Source organism: Rahnella sp. PD4, assembly GCF_049199325.1.
Taxonomy (GTDB): Bacteria; Pseudomonadota; Gammaproteobacteria; order Enterobacterales; family Enterobacteriaceae; genus Rahnella; species Rahnella perminowiae.
Map to the genome: position 1 here is coordinate 36,077 of NZ_JBLZQF010000005.1, position 19,426 is coordinate 55,502.

At 50.9% G+C, this 19,426-nt stretch carries 18 protein-coding genes; 10 read left to right on the forward strand and 8 right to left on the reverse strand.

What is annotated here, in order from left to right; translation table 11 throughout:
• Positions 1–28 precede the first annotated feature (28 nt).
• From aroK to pilM, 5 genes are all read right to left on the reverse strand, one after another.
• Entirely contained in the window at positions 29–550 is a 522-nt protein-coding gene (gene aroK / locus ACOZIO_RS14225; RefSeq protein ID WP_014333540.1) for a shikimate kinase AroK, read from the reverse strand.
• Positions 551–898: 348 nt separating this feature from the next.
• A complete protein-coding gene (gene hofQ / locus ACOZIO_RS14230) occupies positions 899–2,161 on the reverse strand; it encodes a DNA uptake porin HofQ (protein ID WP_129991451.1) in 1,263 nt (420 codons plus the stop codon).
• Positions 2,161–3,021, reverse strand: a complete 861-nt coding sequence (locus tag ACOZIO_RS14235) for a pilus assembly protein PilO (protein ID WP_421595426.1) — start codon at positions 3,019–3,021, stop codon at positions 2,161–2,163. The genes hofQ and ACOZIO_RS14235 overlap by 1 nt, the downstream gene beginning before the upstream one ends.
• Positions 3,018–3,581 (reverse strand): PilN domain-containing protein, encoded by a 564-nt coding sequence (locus ACOZIO_RS14240; RefSeq protein WP_421595427.1) that lies wholly within the window; start codon positions 3,579–3,581, stop codon positions 3,018–3,020. Before ACOZIO_RS14240 ends, ACOZIO_RS14235 begins: the two co-directional genes overlap by 4 nt.
• Positions 3,581–4,420, reverse strand: a complete 840-nt coding sequence (pilM, locus tag ACOZIO_RS14245; RefSeq protein WP_129953791.1) for a pilus assembly protein PilM — start codon at positions 4,418–4,420, stop codon at positions 3,581–3,583. The genes ACOZIO_RS14240 and pilM overlap by 1 nt, the downstream gene beginning before the upstream one ends.
• A 121-nt stretch (positions 4,421–4,541) precedes the next feature.
• Here pilM and mrcA point away from each other — a divergent pair, with 121 nt between their 5' ends.
• Positions 4,542–7,097: a peptidoglycan glycosyltransferase/peptidoglycan DD-transpeptidase MrcA gene (mrcA, locus tag ACOZIO_RS14250; protein ID WP_129953792.1), complete on the forward strand. Its 2,556-nt coding sequence runs from the start codon at positions 4,542–4,544 to the stop codon at positions 7,095–7,097.
• A 73-nt stretch (positions 7,098–7,170) separates the two neighbouring features.
• Here mrcA and nudE read toward each other — a convergent pair whose 3' ends face one another.
• A complete protein-coding gene (gene nudE, locus ACOZIO_RS14255) occupies positions 7,171–7,728 on the reverse strand; it encodes an ADP compounds hydrolase NudE (RefSeq protein ID WP_129953793.1) in 558 nt (185 codons plus the stop codon).
• 442 nt (positions 7,729–8,170) lie between these two features.
• Between nudE and ACOZIO_RS14260 the strand changes: the two genes are divergently transcribed.
• The 7 genes from ACOZIO_RS14260 to ACOZIO_RS14290 all read left to right on the forward strand — a co-directional run bounded on the left by ACOZIO_RS14260 (position 8,171) and on the right by ACOZIO_RS14290 (position 15,134).
• Positions 8,171–10,318 carry an intracellular growth attenuator family protein gene (locus ACOZIO_RS14260; protein WP_205951597.1) on the forward strand — a complete coding sequence of 716 codons (2,148 nt, stop codon included), beginning with the start codon at positions 8,171–8,173 and terminating at the stop codon, positions 10,316–10,318.
• Positions 10,319–10,432: 114 nt separating this feature from the next.
• The gene (gene yrfG, locus ACOZIO_RS14265; protein WP_421595428.1) at positions 10,433–11,122 is read left to right on the forward strand and encodes a GMP/IMP nucleotidase; all 690 of its coding nucleotides are present in this window, start codon (positions 10,433–10,435) and stop codon (positions 11,120–11,122) included.
• Between the two features lie 24 nt (positions 11,123–11,146).
• Positions 11,147–11,551 (forward strand): ribosome-associated heat shock protein Hsp15, encoded by a 405-nt coding sequence (gene hslR / locus ACOZIO_RS14270; RefSeq protein WP_217138457.1) that lies wholly within the window; start codon positions 11,147–11,149, stop codon positions 11,549–11,551.
• Positions 11,552–11,609: 58 nt separating this feature from the next.
• Complete coding sequence (gene hslO, locus ACOZIO_RS14275) at positions 11,610–12,494, forward strand: Hsp33 family molecular chaperone HslO (RefSeq protein ID WP_129953796.1); 885 nt, start codon at positions 11,610–11,612, stop codon at positions 12,492–12,494.
• Positions 12,495–12,721: 227 nt separating this feature from the next.
• On the forward strand, positions 12,722–14,344 hold the full coding sequence (gene pckA / locus ACOZIO_RS14280; RefSeq protein WP_421595429.1) for a phosphoenolpyruvate carboxykinase (ATP): 1,623 nt from the start codon (positions 12,722–12,724) through the stop codon (positions 14,342–14,344).
• Between the two features lie 101 nt (positions 14,345–14,445).
• Complete coding sequence (locus tag ACOZIO_RS14285; protein WP_129953798.1) at positions 14,446–14,658, forward strand: FitA-like ribbon-helix-helix domain-containing protein; 213 nt, start codon at positions 14,446–14,448, stop codon at positions 14,656–14,658.
• Positions 14,655–15,134 carry a type II toxin-antitoxin system VapC family toxin gene (locus tag ACOZIO_RS14290; RefSeq protein ID WP_129953799.1) on the forward strand — a complete coding sequence of 160 codons (480 nt, stop codon included), beginning with the start codon at positions 14,655–14,657 and terminating at the stop codon, positions 15,132–15,134. Before ACOZIO_RS14285 ends, ACOZIO_RS14290 begins: the two co-directional genes overlap by 4 nt.
• 260 nt (positions 15,135–15,394) lie before the next feature.
• Here the strand turns inward: ACOZIO_RS14290 and envZ are convergent, their stop codons facing one another.
• Together envZ and ompR are read right to left on the reverse strand one after the other, a co-directional pair.
• Positions 15,395–16,756, reverse strand: coding sequence for a two-component system sensor histidine kinase EnvZ (gene envZ / locus ACOZIO_RS14295; RefSeq protein ID WP_129991455.1), 1,362 nt, complete (start codon positions 16,754–16,756; stop codon positions 15,395–15,397).
• Positions 16,753–17,472, reverse strand: a complete 720-nt coding sequence (ompR, locus tag ACOZIO_RS14300) for a two-component system response regulator OmpR (RefSeq protein ID WP_009635740.1) — start codon at positions 17,470–17,472, stop codon at positions 16,753–16,755. The genes envZ and ompR overlap by 4 nt, the downstream gene beginning before the upstream one ends.
• A 589-nt stretch (positions 17,473–18,061) precedes the next feature.
• On the opposite strand from ompR, the gene ACOZIO_RS14305 reads away from it, so the two are divergent.
• Positions 18,062–18,619: a fimbrial protein gene (locus ACOZIO_RS14305; protein WP_129991456.1), complete on the forward strand. Its 558-nt coding sequence runs from the start codon at positions 18,062–18,064 to the stop codon at positions 18,617–18,619.
• A gap of 87 nt (positions 18,620–18,706) precedes the next feature.
• A complete protein-coding gene (locus ACOZIO_RS14310; protein WP_129991457.1) occupies positions 18,707–19,393 on the forward strand; it encodes a fimbrial biogenesis chaperone in 687 nt (228 codons plus the stop codon).
• Positions 19,394–19,426 lie beyond the last annotated feature (33 nt).

The window sequence follows — 19,426 nt, forward strand, 5'->3', positions numbered from 1 at the left end:
ACCCTCAGGCAATGATGAACACCAATAATCAGTTACTTTCCAGCATATTGATAATCTGGTTGGCAACGACTTTGGCACTTTGATCATCGGTACGAATAGTGACGTCGGCAATCTCTTCATACAAAGGATTGCGTTCTCTCGCCAGTGCTTCAAGCACTTCACGTGGCGGAGCACTCACTTGTAATAATGGACGTTTTTTGTCGCGTTGTGTACGCGCCAGTTGTTTTTCGATAGTAGTTTCAAGATAGACGACAACGCCACGCGCTGACAAACGGTTACGGGTTTCACGTGATTTCACGGAACCGCCACCAGTCGCCAGAACAATGCCTTGTTTTTCGGTCAGTTCGTTGATCACTTTTTCTTCGCGGTCGCGGAATCCGTCTTCGCCTTCCAAATCAAATACCCAGCCCACATCAGCTCCGGTACGTCGCTCAATTTCGTGATCGGAGTCAAAAAACTCCATATTGAGTTGCTGAGCTAACTGTCGACCAATAGTGCTTTTGCCGGCACCCATAGGCCCAACCAGAAAGATATTGCGTTTCTCTGCCATGTTTTTCGGTATTACTAAGACAATTCGTTGATGATAACCCGCCCCGCCAATCAAATTAGCGGCGGGACCTAAACTGAAACCTCATGAGCGATATAGTGCGAGATCAGAAAAAAATTATCTCAACACTCTTGGTAGTTTGGCAACCGAATAAATCACTTTGCACGCCGCAGGAGGGAAACCGTACGTTTTTATCGGCGTGTCTGTCGTAATAAAAAGATCACGGTGCTCAATTCGGTAACCCTTGTAAGCTAAATCGACGGCAGCGTCAAACTCAGAAGCCTCTTGCGACACAAAAAGTTGCATACGCTCAACGTTATTGTGCAATTTACAGAGCGTCAGAATGCCCTTTTAACGGGTAAGGATTAAGGTCGGGGTGATGAAAATCACCAACTCACGCCGCTGTTCATGGGTGTACTGGTGTTTAAACAAGGAACCGACCCCGGGAAGGTCGCCGAGGACAGGCACTTTTGTGTCCGTTTTTTGGTTTTTACGCTGAAATATCCCGCCAAGCACGATAGTTTCTCCGTCTTTTACCGTAACCTGAGTTTTGATTTCCTGCTTATCAATCGCCAGCGCCTCACCTTCGGACTGCTTAATGCTCCGGCCCGGCATGTTCTGGCTAATCTGCAATGCCAGCTGGATACGACCGTCACGCTGAATTTTCGGCGTAACCTCCATTCCCAGCACCGCTTCTTTGAATTCAATCGACGTGCTGCCACTCGCCCCGCTGGAAACCTGATACGGGATTTCCGTACCCTGTTTAATGCTGGCAGTCTGCATGTGCGCCGTCAGCAACCGCGGGCTGGCGATAATATCGACCTTGTCTTCCTGCTCAAGCGCCGTCAGTTCAAGCTCAAGGATCCGCCCGCTGATATGTGCAAGATTAAAACCCGCAGTAAATATCGGATTTTCGACCGGCATGCCCATACTAAAATTATTCATACGCACGGCTTTTGTAATGGGTTCCTCACCGGTAAACCCCCAGCGCACACCCAGTTCGCGCAGGCTTTCACTGTTCATTGTGACTATATGTGCTGCCAGTTGAACCTGCTGAAGAGGTAAATCCATTTCCTTTATCCAGGGTGCCACAACATCCAGCGCAGCCTGCGTGTCACGTAATAAGAGTGTATTGGTGCGGGGATCTGCAGAGGCATTACCTTTTGAAGATAACAGCGAGCCTTTCTGCGCGTTCAGGCTAAGCGCCGTCTCTTTCGCATCTGCGTATTGCAGAGGAACGGTAAGGCTGATCAGCGGGCTGTGGAGCGCCTGCTGGTCGGCTGCCTCTTTCAACCGCTGTTGTACAACCTGCGGATCTTGTTCAGGCGACACAATTAAAACGTTGCCCTGCAACTGGCTGGTGAGATGGTTCATTTGCAGAATAATGTCGAGCGCCTGCTGCCACGGCACTTCCTTGAGTTTCACACTCATCTGCCCTTCAAGACCCGGTGCAGTGATCAGATTCAGTTGCCGGAAATCTGCCAGCGCCTGTAATACCAAACCGACCGGAGAGGACTGAAACTCCAGCGAAATCAACGGTGGTACATCAGCTTTCACCGGGCTGAGGTATAAACACAGCAAACACGGTACAATCCGCTTAGTCACGTATTTCATTATTTCCCTTTCCCTGGAGAATCCTTGCCTTTACCCAGCCTGATAATCTGACGCAGTGCACCGCAACGCGCATCACTGAGGCTGAGTTCAACCTGCGAACTGCTGAGTGCTTCAACCGTCCATTGCGGCACTCCAAATTGCGTACCCGTTTCGACTTTACTCCAGCGCCCTTGCGGTGAAAGCAGCCAGCCATAACGCTCCCCGCCGGCATCTGAAATCCCGCTAAGGCGCCATTCAGATACCGTAGAAAAATCAGCACAGGACGGCGTCTGTGGCACACTAAACGGATCACGTACGACATGCGGCGCGACGGCAGCGGTAAAAAATCCTGCCGCTGACGTGGTTTGAGTCAGTAACACTGAGGCTTTCATCCCGGCATCACCGGTGGTGTGTAAATTCAGCTCGCTGAATGCAGGCTGCCCGGGACGTTGCATCAGCGCATAAAGAAAATCCATCAGTCCGGCAAAAGTCACCTGCAATTGCAATTCACCCTGTGGTTCTTGTTTCGGTTGCAAAACTGGCTTCCAGCGAATCAGTACGGCCTGAGCGTCTTTCAGCGGCCGGGAAAACGCTTGCTCAAGCGGCAGGATTTCGTGTTGCAATGTCGCATTGCCGGCCAGTTCCTGCTCCAGGCTTTCCAACGGAACCCTGAGCATCAACGCCCTCTGAGCCTGGGAAAGGGTCTGCCGTGCGGTGTAAATCTCCCGTTTCAGTGTGTCGTGTTGCTGCCATAACCCGCGCAATACAAGCTGATACAGCGTCAAAGCCAGAATGAGCAGACATGCAGTCAGTATGCACACCCGCTGCCAGCCGGGTTTTTCCATCAGCGGATCAATATGCTCTGCCAGTAAACCGGTCATTGCACTACTCCCGGCGCAGGCAGGGCTTTTTCAGGGCGAAACTGCGTTTTCATCACGAAACTCAAGTTATTGTTGGGTTGCTGCTGTACATCAGAAAGACTGACTTTACTGAGCAACTCTCCTGCTGACAGCATTTCGCTCAATGCCACAATGTCGTGATATATCCGCCCTTCGCCTTTTAACGTCATCACTCCCTGATGCTCCGTCAGTTCCGTCAGCCAGAGTTCTTCGGGCATCTCTGACGCGAGTAACACCAACAATTGCAGATAATCCCGGCTCCGTTGCACACGCTGGTGGCTTAAAAGACGCGATTCAGCCAGAACCTTTACCTGTTCCGATGCTGCCTCCACACGACGCTGACGGAGCGTAATCTTTTGAATATCTGAATGTAACGCTGACAGTTTCACCTGTAACAGCGCCCGTTCCTGCACCAGGAAAGTGGCCAGAAGCAAAGCACCGGCCACCACAGAGACAGGAACAGAAATAAAAATTTTCAGCCAGAAACGCATCAGCTTTTGACGGCGCAACTTTCGCCACGGTAATAAATTGACCTGTAGCATCAGTTATCTGCCTGCCGGATAGCCAGCCCGACGGCAGGCGCGAATGCACCGGGATTTGCCGGCAAAGGCGCGGACAATTGCACGATCGCGCTTAATGGCGACCAGCATTGCATTACCGCAGAGGACGATTCACCGCTGTAATAGTCCTCCGCATGGCATAACGCAGCCGCGCGATACTGTGTGCGAATCTTCTGAGAGACCGTGTTTTCAGCGCCGGCCTCTGCATAATCCAGCATGCCAAACTGGAACGGCAAACTGTGCGGCGAAGCCCAGAGAAAGAGATCATCAAGGGGATGGATCAGCAATGCATCACCCGGAACGCCTGCAGCACAGGCCGCCATCTGAAGGGCGCAGGGAGTCAGCTCAATAGTGTCCGGGAACAACCGGGCCTGCGCCATGCAGTGCATCCACTGTTCGATTTCCTGCTGCCTTGCCGCCGTAACCACCAACTGATTATCGCCCTGCGGGTCAGCCCGGTAGTCCATCACCAGATGCTCCATAGCCAGAGGAAACTGTTTTGCCGCGTTAGCGAAGATAAACGCACTGCGCTGCGGCTCACCCAAACGGGCATCGGGCGCGGCCATGCGTTGTTGCATAATACGTTGCGCAGGAAGGCTGATTCGTAATGAAAAAGACGTCGGCAGCGTTTTTCGCCAGCACGATAAAATGGCGATCAGCGGCGCGCTCTCATGTAATATCCCCTCCCGCAATGTGAAAGGAGGCAAAGGATGTTGCCACCAGTGACGCAATTGCCAGCCATGACGCCGCCGCTGAACGGCGATCGCACGGGCAAAACCGGCTTGAATATCCAGACCTACCTGCCATGCTTGTAGTCGCATTTTCGCCCAATCTCCATATCGTCAGGTAAATAAAAGAACGTATCCATGTTGCTGGCTTGCCTTTATACTACCGCGCGGTTGTTTATAAACTGCCCAATTGACACTTAATGGGAAATCTCAGGTGAAGTTCGTAAAGTATTTATTGATTCTTGCAGTGTGTTGCATTTTGCTGGGAGCCGCCTCGATCTTCGGTTTGTATAAATATATCGAGCCTCAGTTACCCGACGTCGCCACGCTTAAAGACGTGCGCTTGCAAACACCGATGCAGGTTTTCAGTGCCGAGGGTGATTTAATTGCCCAGTATGGTGAAAAGCGCCGTATCCCACTGAAACTCGACCAGATCCCACCGGAACTGGTGCATGCGTTTATCGCGACTGAAGACAGTCGCTTCTATGAACATCATGGTGTGGATCCGATCGGTATTTTCCGTGCGGCTTCCGTTGCGATGATGTCAGGCCACGCCTCACAGGGCGCGAGCACCATTACCCAGCAGTTGGCTCGTAACTTTTTCCTGAGCCCTGAACGCACACTGACCCGTAAAATTAAGGAAGCATTTCTGGCCATCCGCATTGAGCAGATGATGTCCAAAGATGAAATCCTCGAGCTGTATCTGAATAAAATTTATCTCGGTTATCGTGCTTATGGCGTCGGTGCCGCTGCACAGGTTTACTTCGGTAAAGATGTCAGCCAGCTAACGCTCAGTGAAATGGCAGTGATTGCCGGGCTGCCCAAAGCACCGTCAACCTTCAACCCGCTGTATTCGCATGACCGTTCTCTGGCCCGTCGCAATACCGTACTGGCACGTATGCTGGATGAGAAATACATCACGCAGGCCCAGTATGATCAGGCGCGTGCTGAGCCGTTGGTCGCCAATTATCATGCTCCGCATATCGAGTTTTCGGCGCCGTATCTGACCGAAATGGTGCGTCAGGAAATGGTGAAACGTTATGGCGACAACGCTTATAACGATGGCTACATGGTTTACACCACCATTACCAAAAAAACCCAGCTTGCTGCCCAGGAAGCCCTGCGTACCAACGTGCTTAATTACGATATGCGCCACGGTTATCGCGGTCCGTCAAATCAGCTATGGAAAGTAGGTGAACCGGCGTGGGATCAGAACAAGATTGTCCAGTCGCTGAAAACGCTGCCGGTATATGGTCCGCTGTTCCCGGCCGTTATCACCGCAACGGATGATGCTCAGGCCACGGCGACGATGTCGAACCGCGCGGTTATCAGCCTGCCGTTCAGCGGCATGCGCTGGGCGCGACCTTATCGTAATGACAATGCTCAGGGCCCGACCCCGAAAAAAGTCACTGACGTGGTACGTCCGGGTCAGCAAGTTTGGGTACGTAAAGTGGGTGATGACTGGTGGCTGGCGCAGGTGCCTGATGTCAACTCAGCCATTGTTTCGCTCAATCCAAACGACGGTGCCATTGAAGCGCTGGTTGGCGGGTTTGACTTCAACCAGAGCAAGTTTAACCGCGCCAACCAGGCGGTTCGCCAGCTCGGTTCGAACATCAAGCCTTTCCTGTACACAGCAGCAATGGACAAAGGTCTGACCCTGGCGACCATCCTGAATGACATGCCAATTACCCGCTGGGATGCCGGTGCCGGTACTGACTGGCGTCCGAAGAACTCACCGCCAACGTATTACGGTCCGATTCGTCTGCGTCAGGGGCTGGGTGAATCCAAGAACGTGGTCATGGTACGTGCTATGCGTGCGATGGGAGTGGATTACGCAGCTGAATATTTGCAGCGTTTTGGCTTCCCGGCTGCGAACATTGTTCATTCCGAATCACTGGCGTTAGGTTCTGCTTCATTCACCCCGTTGCAGGTTGTGCGCGGTTACGCCACCTTGACCAACGGCGGTTATCTGGTTGACCCGTATTTCATCACCAAAATTGTGGATGAATCCGGTCAGGTGCAGTTTGAAGCCAAGCCTAAAATCGCCTGCCGTACCTGTAATATTCCCGTTATTTATGGTGATACGCAGAAATCTGCCGTACTGTCGGATGACAATGTAGAAAACGTTGCCACATCCACCACCAATAATAATACCAGTGTGCCAACGCCACAGCTTGAGCAGGTTCCACCGAACTCGCCGCAGGTTGATGCCGCACAGCAATACGCGCCACATGTGATCAGCACACCGCTGTCATTCCTGATCAGTGATGCGTTGAACTCCAACATCTTCGGCGAGCCCGGCTGGATGGGAACAGGCTGGCGCGCAGGACGTGACCTGAAACGTCACGATATTGGTGGCAAAACCGGTACAACCAACAGCTCGAAAGATGCCTGGTTCTCCGGATATGGCCCTGACGTGGTGACCTCAGTCTGGATTGGCTTTGACGATCACCGTCGTGATTTGGGTCGCTCAACGGCTTCCGGTGTGATTGCGGATCAAATCTCCGGTGCCGAAGGCGGCGCGAAAAGTGCTCAGCCGGCCTGGGATGATTACATGAAAGCCGTGCTGGAGGGCGTGCCGGAACAGCCGCAGACCCCGCCTCCTGGTATTGTGACGGTGACTATCGATAAGAGTACCGGTAAGCTTTCTGACGGCGGTGGCAACAGTCGCCCTGAATACTTTATCGACGGGACTCAGCCGACAGAACATGCTGTGCATGAAGTCGGGACAACCATCATGGATAACGGTCAGGAACACGAACTGTTCTGATGCCTGAGCTGTAAAGCAAAAAGCCGGTCTGCGAAATGCATGACCGGCTTTTTTAATAGTGTTTACCGCGGGATCAGCGGGCGTTACGCATCAAAAAATCATGCGCCAGGAATAATGCACTCACGTTGCGGGCTTCGCAAAAATCCGGATGCTGCAGCAGTTCCATCATACGTGACACTGGCCAGCGAGTTTGTGGCAAAGGTTCCGGTTCGTCACCTTCCAGACTTTTCATATACAAATCTTTGGCAATGACGATATTCATGCGGCTTGAGAAGTAAGAAGGCGCCATGGTCAGTTTTGCCAGCACATCAAAGTGCCGCGCGCCATGCCCCACTTCTTCCATCAGTTCACGGTTCGCCGCCTCAAGTACGCTTTCACCCGGGTCGATCAGTCCTTTGGGGAAACCCAGCTCGTAGCTTTCAATGCCTACGGCATACTCCTGAATTAACAGCAGTTCATCATCAATGATCGGCACAATCATCACTGCTTCACGATCGGAAGGACGCATGCGTTCATACACGCGTTCGACGCCGTTGCTGAATGTCAGATCAACAGATTCGATGGTGAATAATCGCGAACGGGCTACGGTTTCCACCTTCGTAATTTTCGGTTTTTGCAGGTGTTGTGTCATCTTATCCCCAACTTATTATTCACCTGACCAGAGGTGTTCTAATGGGTTCGTTTGTCTGTTCAAAGGCCACTAACGGTAGTCATTGTGCGTTAATGAACGCCAGCATCGCAATCTTTACTGAAAAACTGTCTTTGTCCCGTGTATTTTTCGGACAAAATATCATTAAAAAATCACCGTCATTCGCGCAAAAAAAACACGTTACCTCATGGCTGTCACATTTTTGCTTTAACAAAAACACTCTCACTTCAAAATAGGATTATACCGATACCCGCCGATTCCCAAATGCAGGTATTCTCTAGCATGGTATTTTTATGCGCACGATTCAGGCAAACAATAATAAAATTCCTATCAAAAAGGCGTTCATGCGCAAAATGTGCATTTCGTTTATGTATAATACTTTCACAGAGTTGACGTAAGTCACCCACGTCTGAACGGGGATCGGATGAGCACAGTAGTCGTGACACTGGTGTTGTTGTGTATCGCAATTATTGCTACAGCGTCTTATTTTTGGCTTGTATTGCGTCGCCGCCAACGCGACGAGTCCGTCGTGCGTTTCTCCACACCGAGTCAGCGCAAACTCTCTCAGAAAGAACGCGATGCAGTTGAACGCTATCTGCGGCAAAATGAAGGCCTCGGCCAGACGCCAATTACCCACCGCAATAATCTGATTATCCTGCGCGATAAACTGACGCTGACCACTAAAAGCGAAAATGTTTATAGCCTGACCCGCGCAATCACCCGCTATGGTGTAGCGAGTGAAGATCCTAACAAATGGCGTTACTTCCTCGATTCTACTGAAATTCACCTGCCGCCATTCTGGGAGCAATACATTGCTCAGGAAAATCAGGTCGAGCTGATCAAAACGCAGAGCCTGCCGCTGGTCATTTCACTCAACGGCCATACCCTGACCGACCACGTTTACGAAGGCCCCGCGCCGGTTTCAGCGGTGATACCTTCGCAGCCGCAAAATGCGTCTATCCGGCACGAAGAAAGCGAGCATATAGAACTGGTCAAAGTGCGCCGCGAAACGCGTGAAGAGCATGCGCTGACCCGGTCGAACGGCGTAAAAGAAGCGGTGGCCGTTTCCGCCATTCTGCTGCTGCTTTTTATCACGCTGCAAAGTCCGGTGATATTTCTACCCTGGTTGCTGACGCTTTCGGCAGGGTTAGCTGTCTGGGTTATCTGGCGCTTAGTGTCCGAACGTTTAGGTAAAAATCGCAAGGAAATCCATTGCCTGCGTGGCTTACCTAAACGCTGGGGTTTGTTTGGTGAATCCAAACAAGGGGATATCAGTAATATTTCACTCGGTGTGGTAGACCTGATTTATCCGCCTCACTGGCAGCCCTATATTGGCCGTGATCTCGGACAGCCTACGGATGTAGAAGTCTATATGAACAGCCACGTCGTGCGTCAGGGGAGTTATCTGACACTCCACGAGGAAGTGAAAAAATTTCCCCTCCAGCAGTGGGGAAGAAATCTGGTGCTCGCCACCAGCGCCTTCCTCCTGCTGCTGGCGTTACTGGTTTATGTGCCGCTTGGCCTGCCGCTCAAACTCAGCGTTGCCTGGTTGCAGGGAGCACAAAGTTCGCAGGTTAACAGCGTACAGGAACTCGAAAAGGCGGCTCTGCGCGTCGGCGATACCTTGAAAGTTCAGGGTTCCGGGATGTGTTATGTACCACCGTCGGGCAGCCGTTCCGCAACGGGTTTTATGCCTTTTGATTGTTCAGCGATTTACTGGAATACCGCGACGCCTCTTCCGGTTCCGCAGTCAGAAATTATTGATGCCGCTACGGCGCTGCAAACAACGGTGAACAACCAGCTGCATCCCGGTCAGAACCAGACGCCTGAGCAAAACATTAATCCGCAGCTGGCCACCGCCATCGAAAAATCCGGGATGATCCTGCTTGATGATTTCGCAGATATCGTGCTGAAAACCGAAACGCTGTGCGGAAACAGCAATGATTGTGTTCGGCTGAAAAACGCGCTGGTGAATCTGGGCAATTCGAGCAACTGGAACTCACTGGTGAAGCGGGCACAGGCGGGCACATTGCAGGGGATTAACGTTCTGCTACGTCCGGTCAGTGCGCAATCGCTGAGCGAACTGGTGAATAACGCAACATCTTCTTTCTTTGTTCAGGAGACCCGTCGTGCTGCTGACAGGCTTAACAGTCCGCCACCGGGTGGGTTCCTGATAAGCAATGATGAAGGACGTCAGCTGATTGAGATGCCAGCTCCTCCGGTGAGTGTATTCGCTAACCCGCCGCAGGAACAGTGGAAGCAGTTGCAACAGTTATCAACACTCTTGCTGCATACCCCTTTCAGTGCGCAGGGCGTGATCACCAGTATCAGTATCGATGCTAACGGAACCCGTCACATTTCGCTGCACAGCGAGCCGGATATCTCAACGCTCTGGCGTTATCTGGGCACCAGCTTATTACTGTTATTGTTGATCGGTGTTCTGGTGGTTAATAGCCTGCTGTTTATCCGCCGCTTCATCAAAGATAAGCGCCGGATAGACGATATTCAGCAATACTATAATGCCTGCTTTCATCCCACGCTGATGCCCATACCCGCGCAAAAACTGGGTTGAAAAGCACCGGGCGTCCCTGCGTCCCCCGGTCAGATTATGCTACCCTGACGCCCTTCCCTGCTTTCATATATTTGTCCCTGCGGCTTCTCACAGCCGCAAGAACATGGAGTTTTCATGTCCCCTGATTTTGACTGGCAATGCATCGATACCGTTTTACTGGATATGGACGGTACATTGTTGGATCTGGCTTTTGACAGCCAGTTCTGGTTGCAGGATGTCCCGCTGGCCCTCAGCCAGCAGCGTGCGATCCCGCTTGAGAACGCACGCCAGTTAATTCATACCGAATACCTTGCCGTTCAGCACACCATGAACTGGTATTGCTTCGATTACTGGAGCGAAAAGCTAAGCCTGGATATCTACCAGATGACGACAAACATCGGCAAAAATGCGCGGCTTCGCGACGATACCCTGCCTTTTTTAGCTCATCTGCGTGAAAGCGGACGGCAAACAATTCTGCTCACTAATGCGCATCCACACAGCCTTTCCGTTAAAATTGAACATACCGGATTAGATCAGCACCTTGATTTACTCCTTTCCACCCACACATTTGGTTATCCGAAGGAAGATCAGCGGTTGTGGTCTGCCGTTCAGCAGCAAACGGGCTTTAATCCCGACAGAACCCTATTTGTCGATGACGGTGAACCTATCCTCAATGCGGCAAAAACCTTCGGCATCCGCTATTGTCTGGGTATAGAAAACCCAGATTCGACCATGGCAAATAAGTCATTTGATGGACATCCTTCCATCAATGACTACCGCAGCCTGTTGCCTGCAATTCACCCTGTAACAGGCCCGGCGAAGTAATACCGGTATGCTCAGGGGAGGGTTATGAAAGGTAAAACGCAAGACGACGATAATGCAGTGCGCCTCGATAAATGGTTGTGGGCGGCTCGTTTTTATAAGACCCGTGCGCTGGCACGCGAGATGATTGATGGCGGCAAAGTGCATTACAACGGTCAGCGGGGGAAACCCAGCAAGCTGATAGAACTGAATGCCGAAATTACCTTGCGCCAGGGAAATGATACAAAAACGATCATCGTTTTGGGGCTCACCACTCAGCGCCGCAGTGCGGAAGAAGCACAGAAACTGTATCAGGAAACCGGTGCGAGCATTGCCAGCCGGGAAAAAATTTCCGAGGCGCGCAAAATGAATGCGATGCCGCACCCGGACAGACGTCCGGACAAAAAGGAACGCCGCAACCTGATCAAATTTAAATATGGCGATACTGAATAAATCTTCAATCTTTCGATGAAAGAGGAAGGATTTACGTTCGCTAAACAGAGAGAAAACTATGTCTAATCACGACCAACTGCATCGCTACCTGTTCAGTCATCACGCCGTTCGCGGTGAACTGGTCTCACTCAAAGAAACCTTCCAGCAGGTTATTGCCGGTCACGAGTATCCGGCCGAAGTGCGTACTCTGCTGGGTGAAATGTTGGTGGCGACCAGCCTGCTGACCGCCACCCTGAAATTTGACGGCGATATTACCGTGCAGTTGCAGGGCGATGGCCCGCTGAAACTGGCCGTGATCAACGGTAACAACAAGCAGGAATTGCGCGGTGTGGCACGTCTGCAGGGTGACATCATCGAAGGCAGTACACTGAAAGAGATGATTGGCAACGGCTACATGGTGATCACTATTTCTCCGACCGTTGGCGAACGCTATCAGGGCGTCGTGGGGCTGGAAGGCGAAAATCTGGCAGAATGTCTGGAAAACTATTTCATGCAGTCTGAACAGCTACCCACCCGCATCTTCATCCGTACCGGTGAAGTGGAAGGCCAGCCTGCTGCAGGTGCCATGTTGTTACAGGTTCTGCCAGCGCAAGATACAGACCCGGAAGAGTTCAGCCATCTGGCACAACTGACCACCACCATCAAAGCGGAAGAACTGCTGACTCTGCCGGCAAATGAAGTGCTTTATCGTCTGTATCATCAGGAAGAGGTCACGCTGTATGAGCCACAGGATGTGTGTTTCCGTTGCACCTGCTCCCGCGAGCGTTGTGCCGCCGCGCTGCTGACGCTGCCGGATGAAGATATTCACGAAATGCTGGAAGCTGATGGCAAAATCGAGATGCACTGCGATTATTGTGGCGCAGACTATGAATTTGATGGGATGGATATGGCGACGCTGAAAGCCAGCGGTGATGTCCATTCCGGAGATGATCACATTCATTGATCGTTGATACGCTCAGCCTGAGGGACTTTTCACTGAAAGGTCCCTTTTTTATTGCTTTTTCATAACCTCGCTTGCACACCTTTCGGGTTTTTCATCACAATTCTGGAAAAACATTCACATCTGCCGTTATTCTTTGAGACCTGTCGCGGCACAAAAGCGATATATACCTACAATAACAACTGATTTATCCCTATTGACGGGATCCAAGTTCAGCAAGGAGCAGGGAAATGCCAACCACTATCGGTATCACCGCCGAAACACTCTCCCAGTATGGGATCCACCAGAATAGCGAAATTGTCTATAACCCTGATTACGAAACTCTTTTTGCAGAAGAGACAGCCCCGGGCCTGGAAGGTTATGAACGCGGGCAGGTGACAGAGCTTGGCGCCGTGAATGTCGATACCGGCATTTTCACCGGCCGCTCGCCGAAAGATAAATACATCGTCCGTGATGACACCACCCGCGATACGCTCTGGTGGGCTGATCAGGGCAAAGGAAAAAATGACAACAAACCGCTGTCGCAGGAAATCTGGACCTCATTGAAGACGCTGGTCGGCAAACAGTTATCCGGGAAACGTTTGTTTATTGTCGATGCATTCTGCGGTGCTAATGCTGACTCCCGCCTGAAAGTACGCTTTATCACGGAAGTCGCCTGGCAGGCGCATTTCGTCAAGAACATGTTTATCCGCCCGGAAGCAGGTGAACTGGAAAATTTCGAACCTGATTTCATCGTGATGAACGGCGCCAAATGCACCAATCCGGACTGGCAGACACAGGGCCTGAATTCTGAAAACTTCATCGCCTTCAACCTGACCGAGCGCATCCAGCTGATCGGCGGCTCGTGGTACGGCGGCGAAATGAAGAAAGGCATGTTCGCGGTCATGAACTATCTGCTGCCGTTGCAGGGTATCGCGTCAATGCATTGCTCGGCAAACGTGGGCGAAAAAGGTGATGTAGCGGTATTCTTTGGCCTCTCCGGGACAGGTAAAACCACCTTATCCACCGATCCCAAGCGTAAGCTTATCGGCGATGATGAACACGGCTGGGACGATGACGGCGTGTTTAACTTTGAAGGTGGCTGTTATGCCAAAACCATCAGACTCAGCCAGGAAGCCGAGCCGGAAATTTTCGGTGCGATAAAACGCGATGCCTTGCTGGAAAACGTGATGGTCAGCGAAGACGGAAAAATCGATTTCAACGACAGCAGCAAAACCGAAAATACCCGCGTCTCTTATCCGATTTATCATATTCAGAATATCGTAAAACCGGTATCGAAAGCCGGCCATGCCCGCAAAGTGATTTTTCTGACGGCCGATGCTTTTGGCGTACTGCCGCCGGTTTCACATCTGACACCTGCACAAACGCAATACCACTTTCTGTCAGGTTTCACCGCCAAACTGGCCGGTACCGAGCGTGGTGTGAATGAGCCTACCCCCACCTTTTCTGCCTGCTTCGGTGCAGCATTTCTGATGTTGCACCCGACGCAATACTCTGAAGTACTGGTGAAGCGTATGGAAGCCGCAGGGGCTCAGGCTTATCTGGTTAATACCGGCTGGAACGGCACCGGCAAACGTATTTCGCTGAAAAATACCCGCGCTATTATCGATGCGATCCTCAACGATACCCTTGATGAAGCGGAAACCTTCACGTTGCCGCTGTTTAATCTGGCAGTGCCGGTGGTTCTGCCAGGCGTTGACACGCACATTCTGGATCCGCGCAATACTTACGCCAGTCGTGAGCAATGGCAGGAGAAAGCCGAGCACCTGGCACAGTTGTTTATTAATAATTTCGATAAATACACCGATACTCCGGCCGGAGCTGCGCTGGTCAGTGCAGGGCCGAAACGTTAAGTTTCAGACACTTTTAACAGGCGCGGGCTCCCGCGCCTTTTTTATTGCAACCGGCACAGCCGCATTTCAGAATAACAGTATTGCTGACAGAGGAGCCTGTTATGGCGACAATTACCGTTCGTAACCTGGATGATGAAGTGAAGGAATTACTGCGCATCGCTGCAGCCAGAAAAGGCCATTCGATGGAAGAAGAAGCACGTTTAATACTGAAACAGGCGCTGACCACTGCGGTGCCTGGTTTTGGTCTTGGCAGTCAGCTTCGACAACGTTTCTCTTCCCTGAGCGTGGAACACCTGGAACGACCACCGAAATGATTATCCTCAATACCGCCGTCATCCTTGAGATGATTAGCCCCGGACCGCAAAAGAACGTGCTGCAATGGCTGGATGCGCAGGACGCAACACAACTGTACCTGACCAGCCTGAACGTCGCGGCGCTTTTCACCTGGGCGGATAATCTGCCGGAGAACCAGCCGAAGGCCGCACTTTCCGATGCCTTACTGGAGATGTTAAACCAGGATTTCGCCGGGCGTCTGCTGTCATTTGATGCTGCCAGCGCACTGTATTACCCGGAGGTGCTGACATTATCAAAGGCGGCCAATATCGTGATGTCGGAGCGTGATATGCAGCTTGCGGCGATTTGCCTGCACCATCAGGCGAGGCTGGCTACGGATCACACGGAAGTGTTTGCCCATACGGGCGTGGTGTTAGTTAATCCGTGGGATACAGCGGAGACGCCGAGATGGCGGGAAGAAGCGGCAGAGTATTATGTGATGAGCAGGAAGAGTTGAGGGGTGGATTGCCGGCACTGGCCTTTCACTGCACGCTTCGCCCGCTGACTTTGCTTCCGGTGCTGCAGCGACAACCGTAAAACGCCCTCCCTGCCTCCCCTTCGCAGGGGGAGGAGCACAACTGCCTTTGAATTTAAGATCGTGCGGGCGGTTCAGAAACGTGCTGAATGACAGGTTGCAGACTTGAGGCTGCAATCCCGAATTAAGAAACCGAAACTTTCACCTGCCTGAATAAAAGGGACTATTAAGGCCCCCCTTAATCAAACCGGTTTCTGCTGAACCGCCACCGCTTTCAGCATCTCCACCGGCAACGGCAAATATGCGCGAATCCGCAATCCTCCCCGGTCACTTTTCCCGATATCCAGCGTGCCCGAATGGGCATCAATAATGCGCTGAACAATCGCCAGACCGAGTCCGGTTCCGCTGGTGGTTCGCGCACTTTCACCACGCACGAAGGGCTGGAACAAATGCTTAAGCTGGTCAGGTTCAATGCCCGGACCATCGTCCTCCACCTGGAACCAGGCCCGCTGCAGTTCGCGGCCACTGCTGACTTTAATCCAGCCGTCGCCGTATCGGGCGGCGTTGACCACCATATTGACCACCGCACGTTTGATCGACAGCGGATGCACATTAACCAGCAATTCACCGTCGGCCAGATCAGAATCTATTTCACGCTCATACCCGCTTTCCGTCGCGATCACTTCACCCAAAATACTGTTGAGATCGGTGATTTCTGTCGGCATCTCCTGGCCGGTGCGCAAATAATCGATGAACTGCTCGATGATGGCATTGCACTCTTCTATGTCTTTATTGATCGACTCAGCGAGATAGCTATCATCATCACCCATCATTTCTGTCGCCAGACGAATACGCGTCAGCGGGGTACGCAAATCGTGGCTGACACCCGCCATCAGTAAAGTACGGTCATCAGCCAGCAATTTGACACCGGCTGCCATCTGATTGAAGGCTCGCGTAACAGAACGCACCTCAGACGCACCGTATTCACGCAGTGGTGGCGGAATAATACCTTTACCGACCTGCAACGCCGCATGTTCCAGCTCGACCAGGGGTCGGTTCTGAATACGGATAAACAGCCAGGCACCACCAATCGCCAACAACATAATCGCCAGCGTATAGCGGAATAACGGAGAGAAATCGCCCTGATGGATTTCGGTTAGCGGGACACGCACCCAGATGTCAGGCGACAACCAGGTTTTCAACCACACCACCGGGGTATTTTTATTGACCTCGACGCGCACGTCGGTAGGGCCACCGAGCTGCTGTGCCATCTGCTGACTGAGGAATTCGTAATGCTGCGCCCAGCGCAAACCACTCTCCTCTGCCGCAGAGTTGGTATAAAGAGAAATGCCCAGTTCGCGGTAGATTTCGCGACGAAATGCCGGTGGCACAGCCAGCAACGTCCCATCCTCCAGCTGCAACCGGTCGGTCATCAGCATACGCACTTCGTATGCCAGTACCTTATTGAACTGTTGAAGGCTGGGCAGAATGGCGAAATTCAGCACCACCAGATAGGTCGTCACCAGGCTGACGAACAGCAAGGTGACGATTAATAACAGGGTTCGGGCAAACGAGCTACGCGGTGAAAAGCGTATTCGCTTCATGCCTTACTGCCGTCCGGTACAAACACATAGCCCAGGCCCCAGACTGTCTGGATATAGCGCGGATGCGCCGGATCTTCTTCTACCATGCGGCGCAGACGGGAAATCTGCACATCGATAGAACGTTCCATCGCACTGTATTCACGGCCACGCGCCAGATTCATCAGCTTGTCACGGGACAGCGGCTCACGCGGATGGCTTACCAGCGCTTTCAACACGGCAAACTCGCCACTGGTCAGCGGCATAGGTTCATCTTCGCGGAACATTTCGCGGGTACCGAGGTTCAGTTTGAATTTACCAAATGAAATGACCGCTTCTTCCTGAGAAGGTGCGCCTGGCAGTTCATTGGCCTGACGGCGCAGGACAGCACGGATACGGGCCAGCAATTCACGCGGGTTAAATGGCTTAGGAATATAGTCGTCGGCACCAATTTCCAGCCCCACGATACGGTCTACTTCTTCACCTTTTGCCGTAACCATAATGATCGGCATCGGGTTGCTCTGGCTACGCAGGCGACGGCAGATCGACAAACCATCTTCACCGGGCAGCATCAGATCCAGAACCATCAGGTGGAATGATTCACGGGTCAGTAAACGGTCCATTTGTTCAGCATTGGCAACGCTACGCACCTGGAAGCCCTGTTCAGTCAGATAACGCTCAAGAAGTGCGCGCAGACGCATATCGTCATCGACCACCAGAATCTTGTGATTTTCTTGCATTTAAATCTCCCAAAGGCGTGAATGCCTGAAGCTTGTATTGTTAGAAAAGTCAGCTAAAACAGACAGCGTTTAATGGTATATATTCTAGTCGAAATTGTAACAATGATTATGGATTTCCTAATTTATCAACAATATCAGAGGAATCTTCCGCACGCGAAGGATGGTTTGTTACCGTTTGTCCCCCTCATCCCCGTTACCGCTCCTGCGCTGGGTTGTTCACTACCTGACCATTTATGGCAAAAAGCCCCCTTTCGGATGACTTCAGTAAAGAAATTTGCGGAAATTTCATAGAATCTAATCATTCGTTTAATTAATAATAAAGAACTTATAAATAACACTCCCTTTTAAAAGCCGATCAATTAATGATCAATTGATCAAGGAAATAAATCAATCAAACATTAATGATCATTAATAACTATATATCCGCAGGGAAAATAAAAGTGCTTTAAATTCATAAGCCGCCATCCTCTATTCAATGGATAAAACTGTTGATAGAATCCGACGAGAAAAGGTGAGTGATAGGTTTTATTAAAATCTATTCAACTTATCTTTTGTTAACCTTCACTTTTTATTTCAGAATGGATGCAAAATGAAAACTAAGCTCAAACTCTTAGCGGGTGGGATATTTATGGCTATGGCAGTCAATAGCTATGCGACTGATGGCGCTATTAACTTTCACGGCGAAATAATCACTCAGGCGTGTATCATAAATGGCTATCAGGATATTGATGTTCCACTAGGGACTTATTCAGCTGCCCAATTTGTGAGTGTCGGCGATCCTTCACCAAAAATACCTTTCACTATTCCATTAACGAATTGCCCCTATGCAGAAGATGGCAGTGAGGAAACAGATCATTTCCGTATCTGGCTGGAAGCACCTACTGTACCCGATCACCCGAATCTGATTCAGATTGCGGATGAATTCAAAGATGGCACCTCTGCGACAGGGGTCGGCATCCGTATCGTAGATGCAAAAACACCAAGCACACCTTTAGAAATCAACACACTACCGACATTGACTTATAACATTGAAGGCGACGTCATGAATGTGAATCTGATGGCCTATTATGAGTCTTTTGCTGCTGCTACGGCGATCACTGCTGGTCTGGCCGATGCTGTTGTTAATGTCACGTTAGATTACCGTTAATTTCTACCCCCCCGTTCAGGCAGGCATATCAGCCTGCCTGTTTTATGTTATGACAATTAATTGTTGTTAATTGCAGGATGCGATGACATGCCTAAAATAATTAGATTATCAATAAACATTCTCCTTATTTATTTGCTTGGCTGTCAGCTGTGTTACGCTGGCGGTATCATTGTTGGCAGAACACGAATCATTTATGAGGCGGATAAAAAAGAGGCATCACTCCCTCTGACAAATAATTCAGAAAATATACCTTTCCTGATTCAGTCATGGATTGACACAGGGGATGGGAAAAGTCGAGGGCCTTTTGTTGTCACGCCGCCATTGTTCAGACTAAATGCAAAACAAGAAAATGCTCTTCGTATTTCGTATACGGGCAGTGAATTACCATCCGATAAAGAATCCATATTCTATATAAATGTTCGGGCAATTCCCTCTTCTCCCAAAAATAATACAAATGAACTTAAGTTGGTGTTTAAAAGCCGCATCAAACTTTTTTACCGACCACAAAATCTGTCGGGTCGTAGCGCTGAAGCTTACAAATCACTGACGTTTTTCCGGGACCATAACGAGCTCCGAATTACCAACCCGTCTCCTTATTACGTCGTTTTTAGTTCACTTAAGCTGGGAAATACGCCGTTGAAAGATACTGACATGATTGCGCCCGGAGCTCAGATAACGGTGAAACTGCCCCCCGATATTTCTGGAAATATCATCCGCTGGGGAGCCATCAATGACTTTGGCGGCAGTTCTGCTTTTGAAGAACGCACTCTGTAATTCCCCATTTTCTGGCAACCAACATTACGTTTT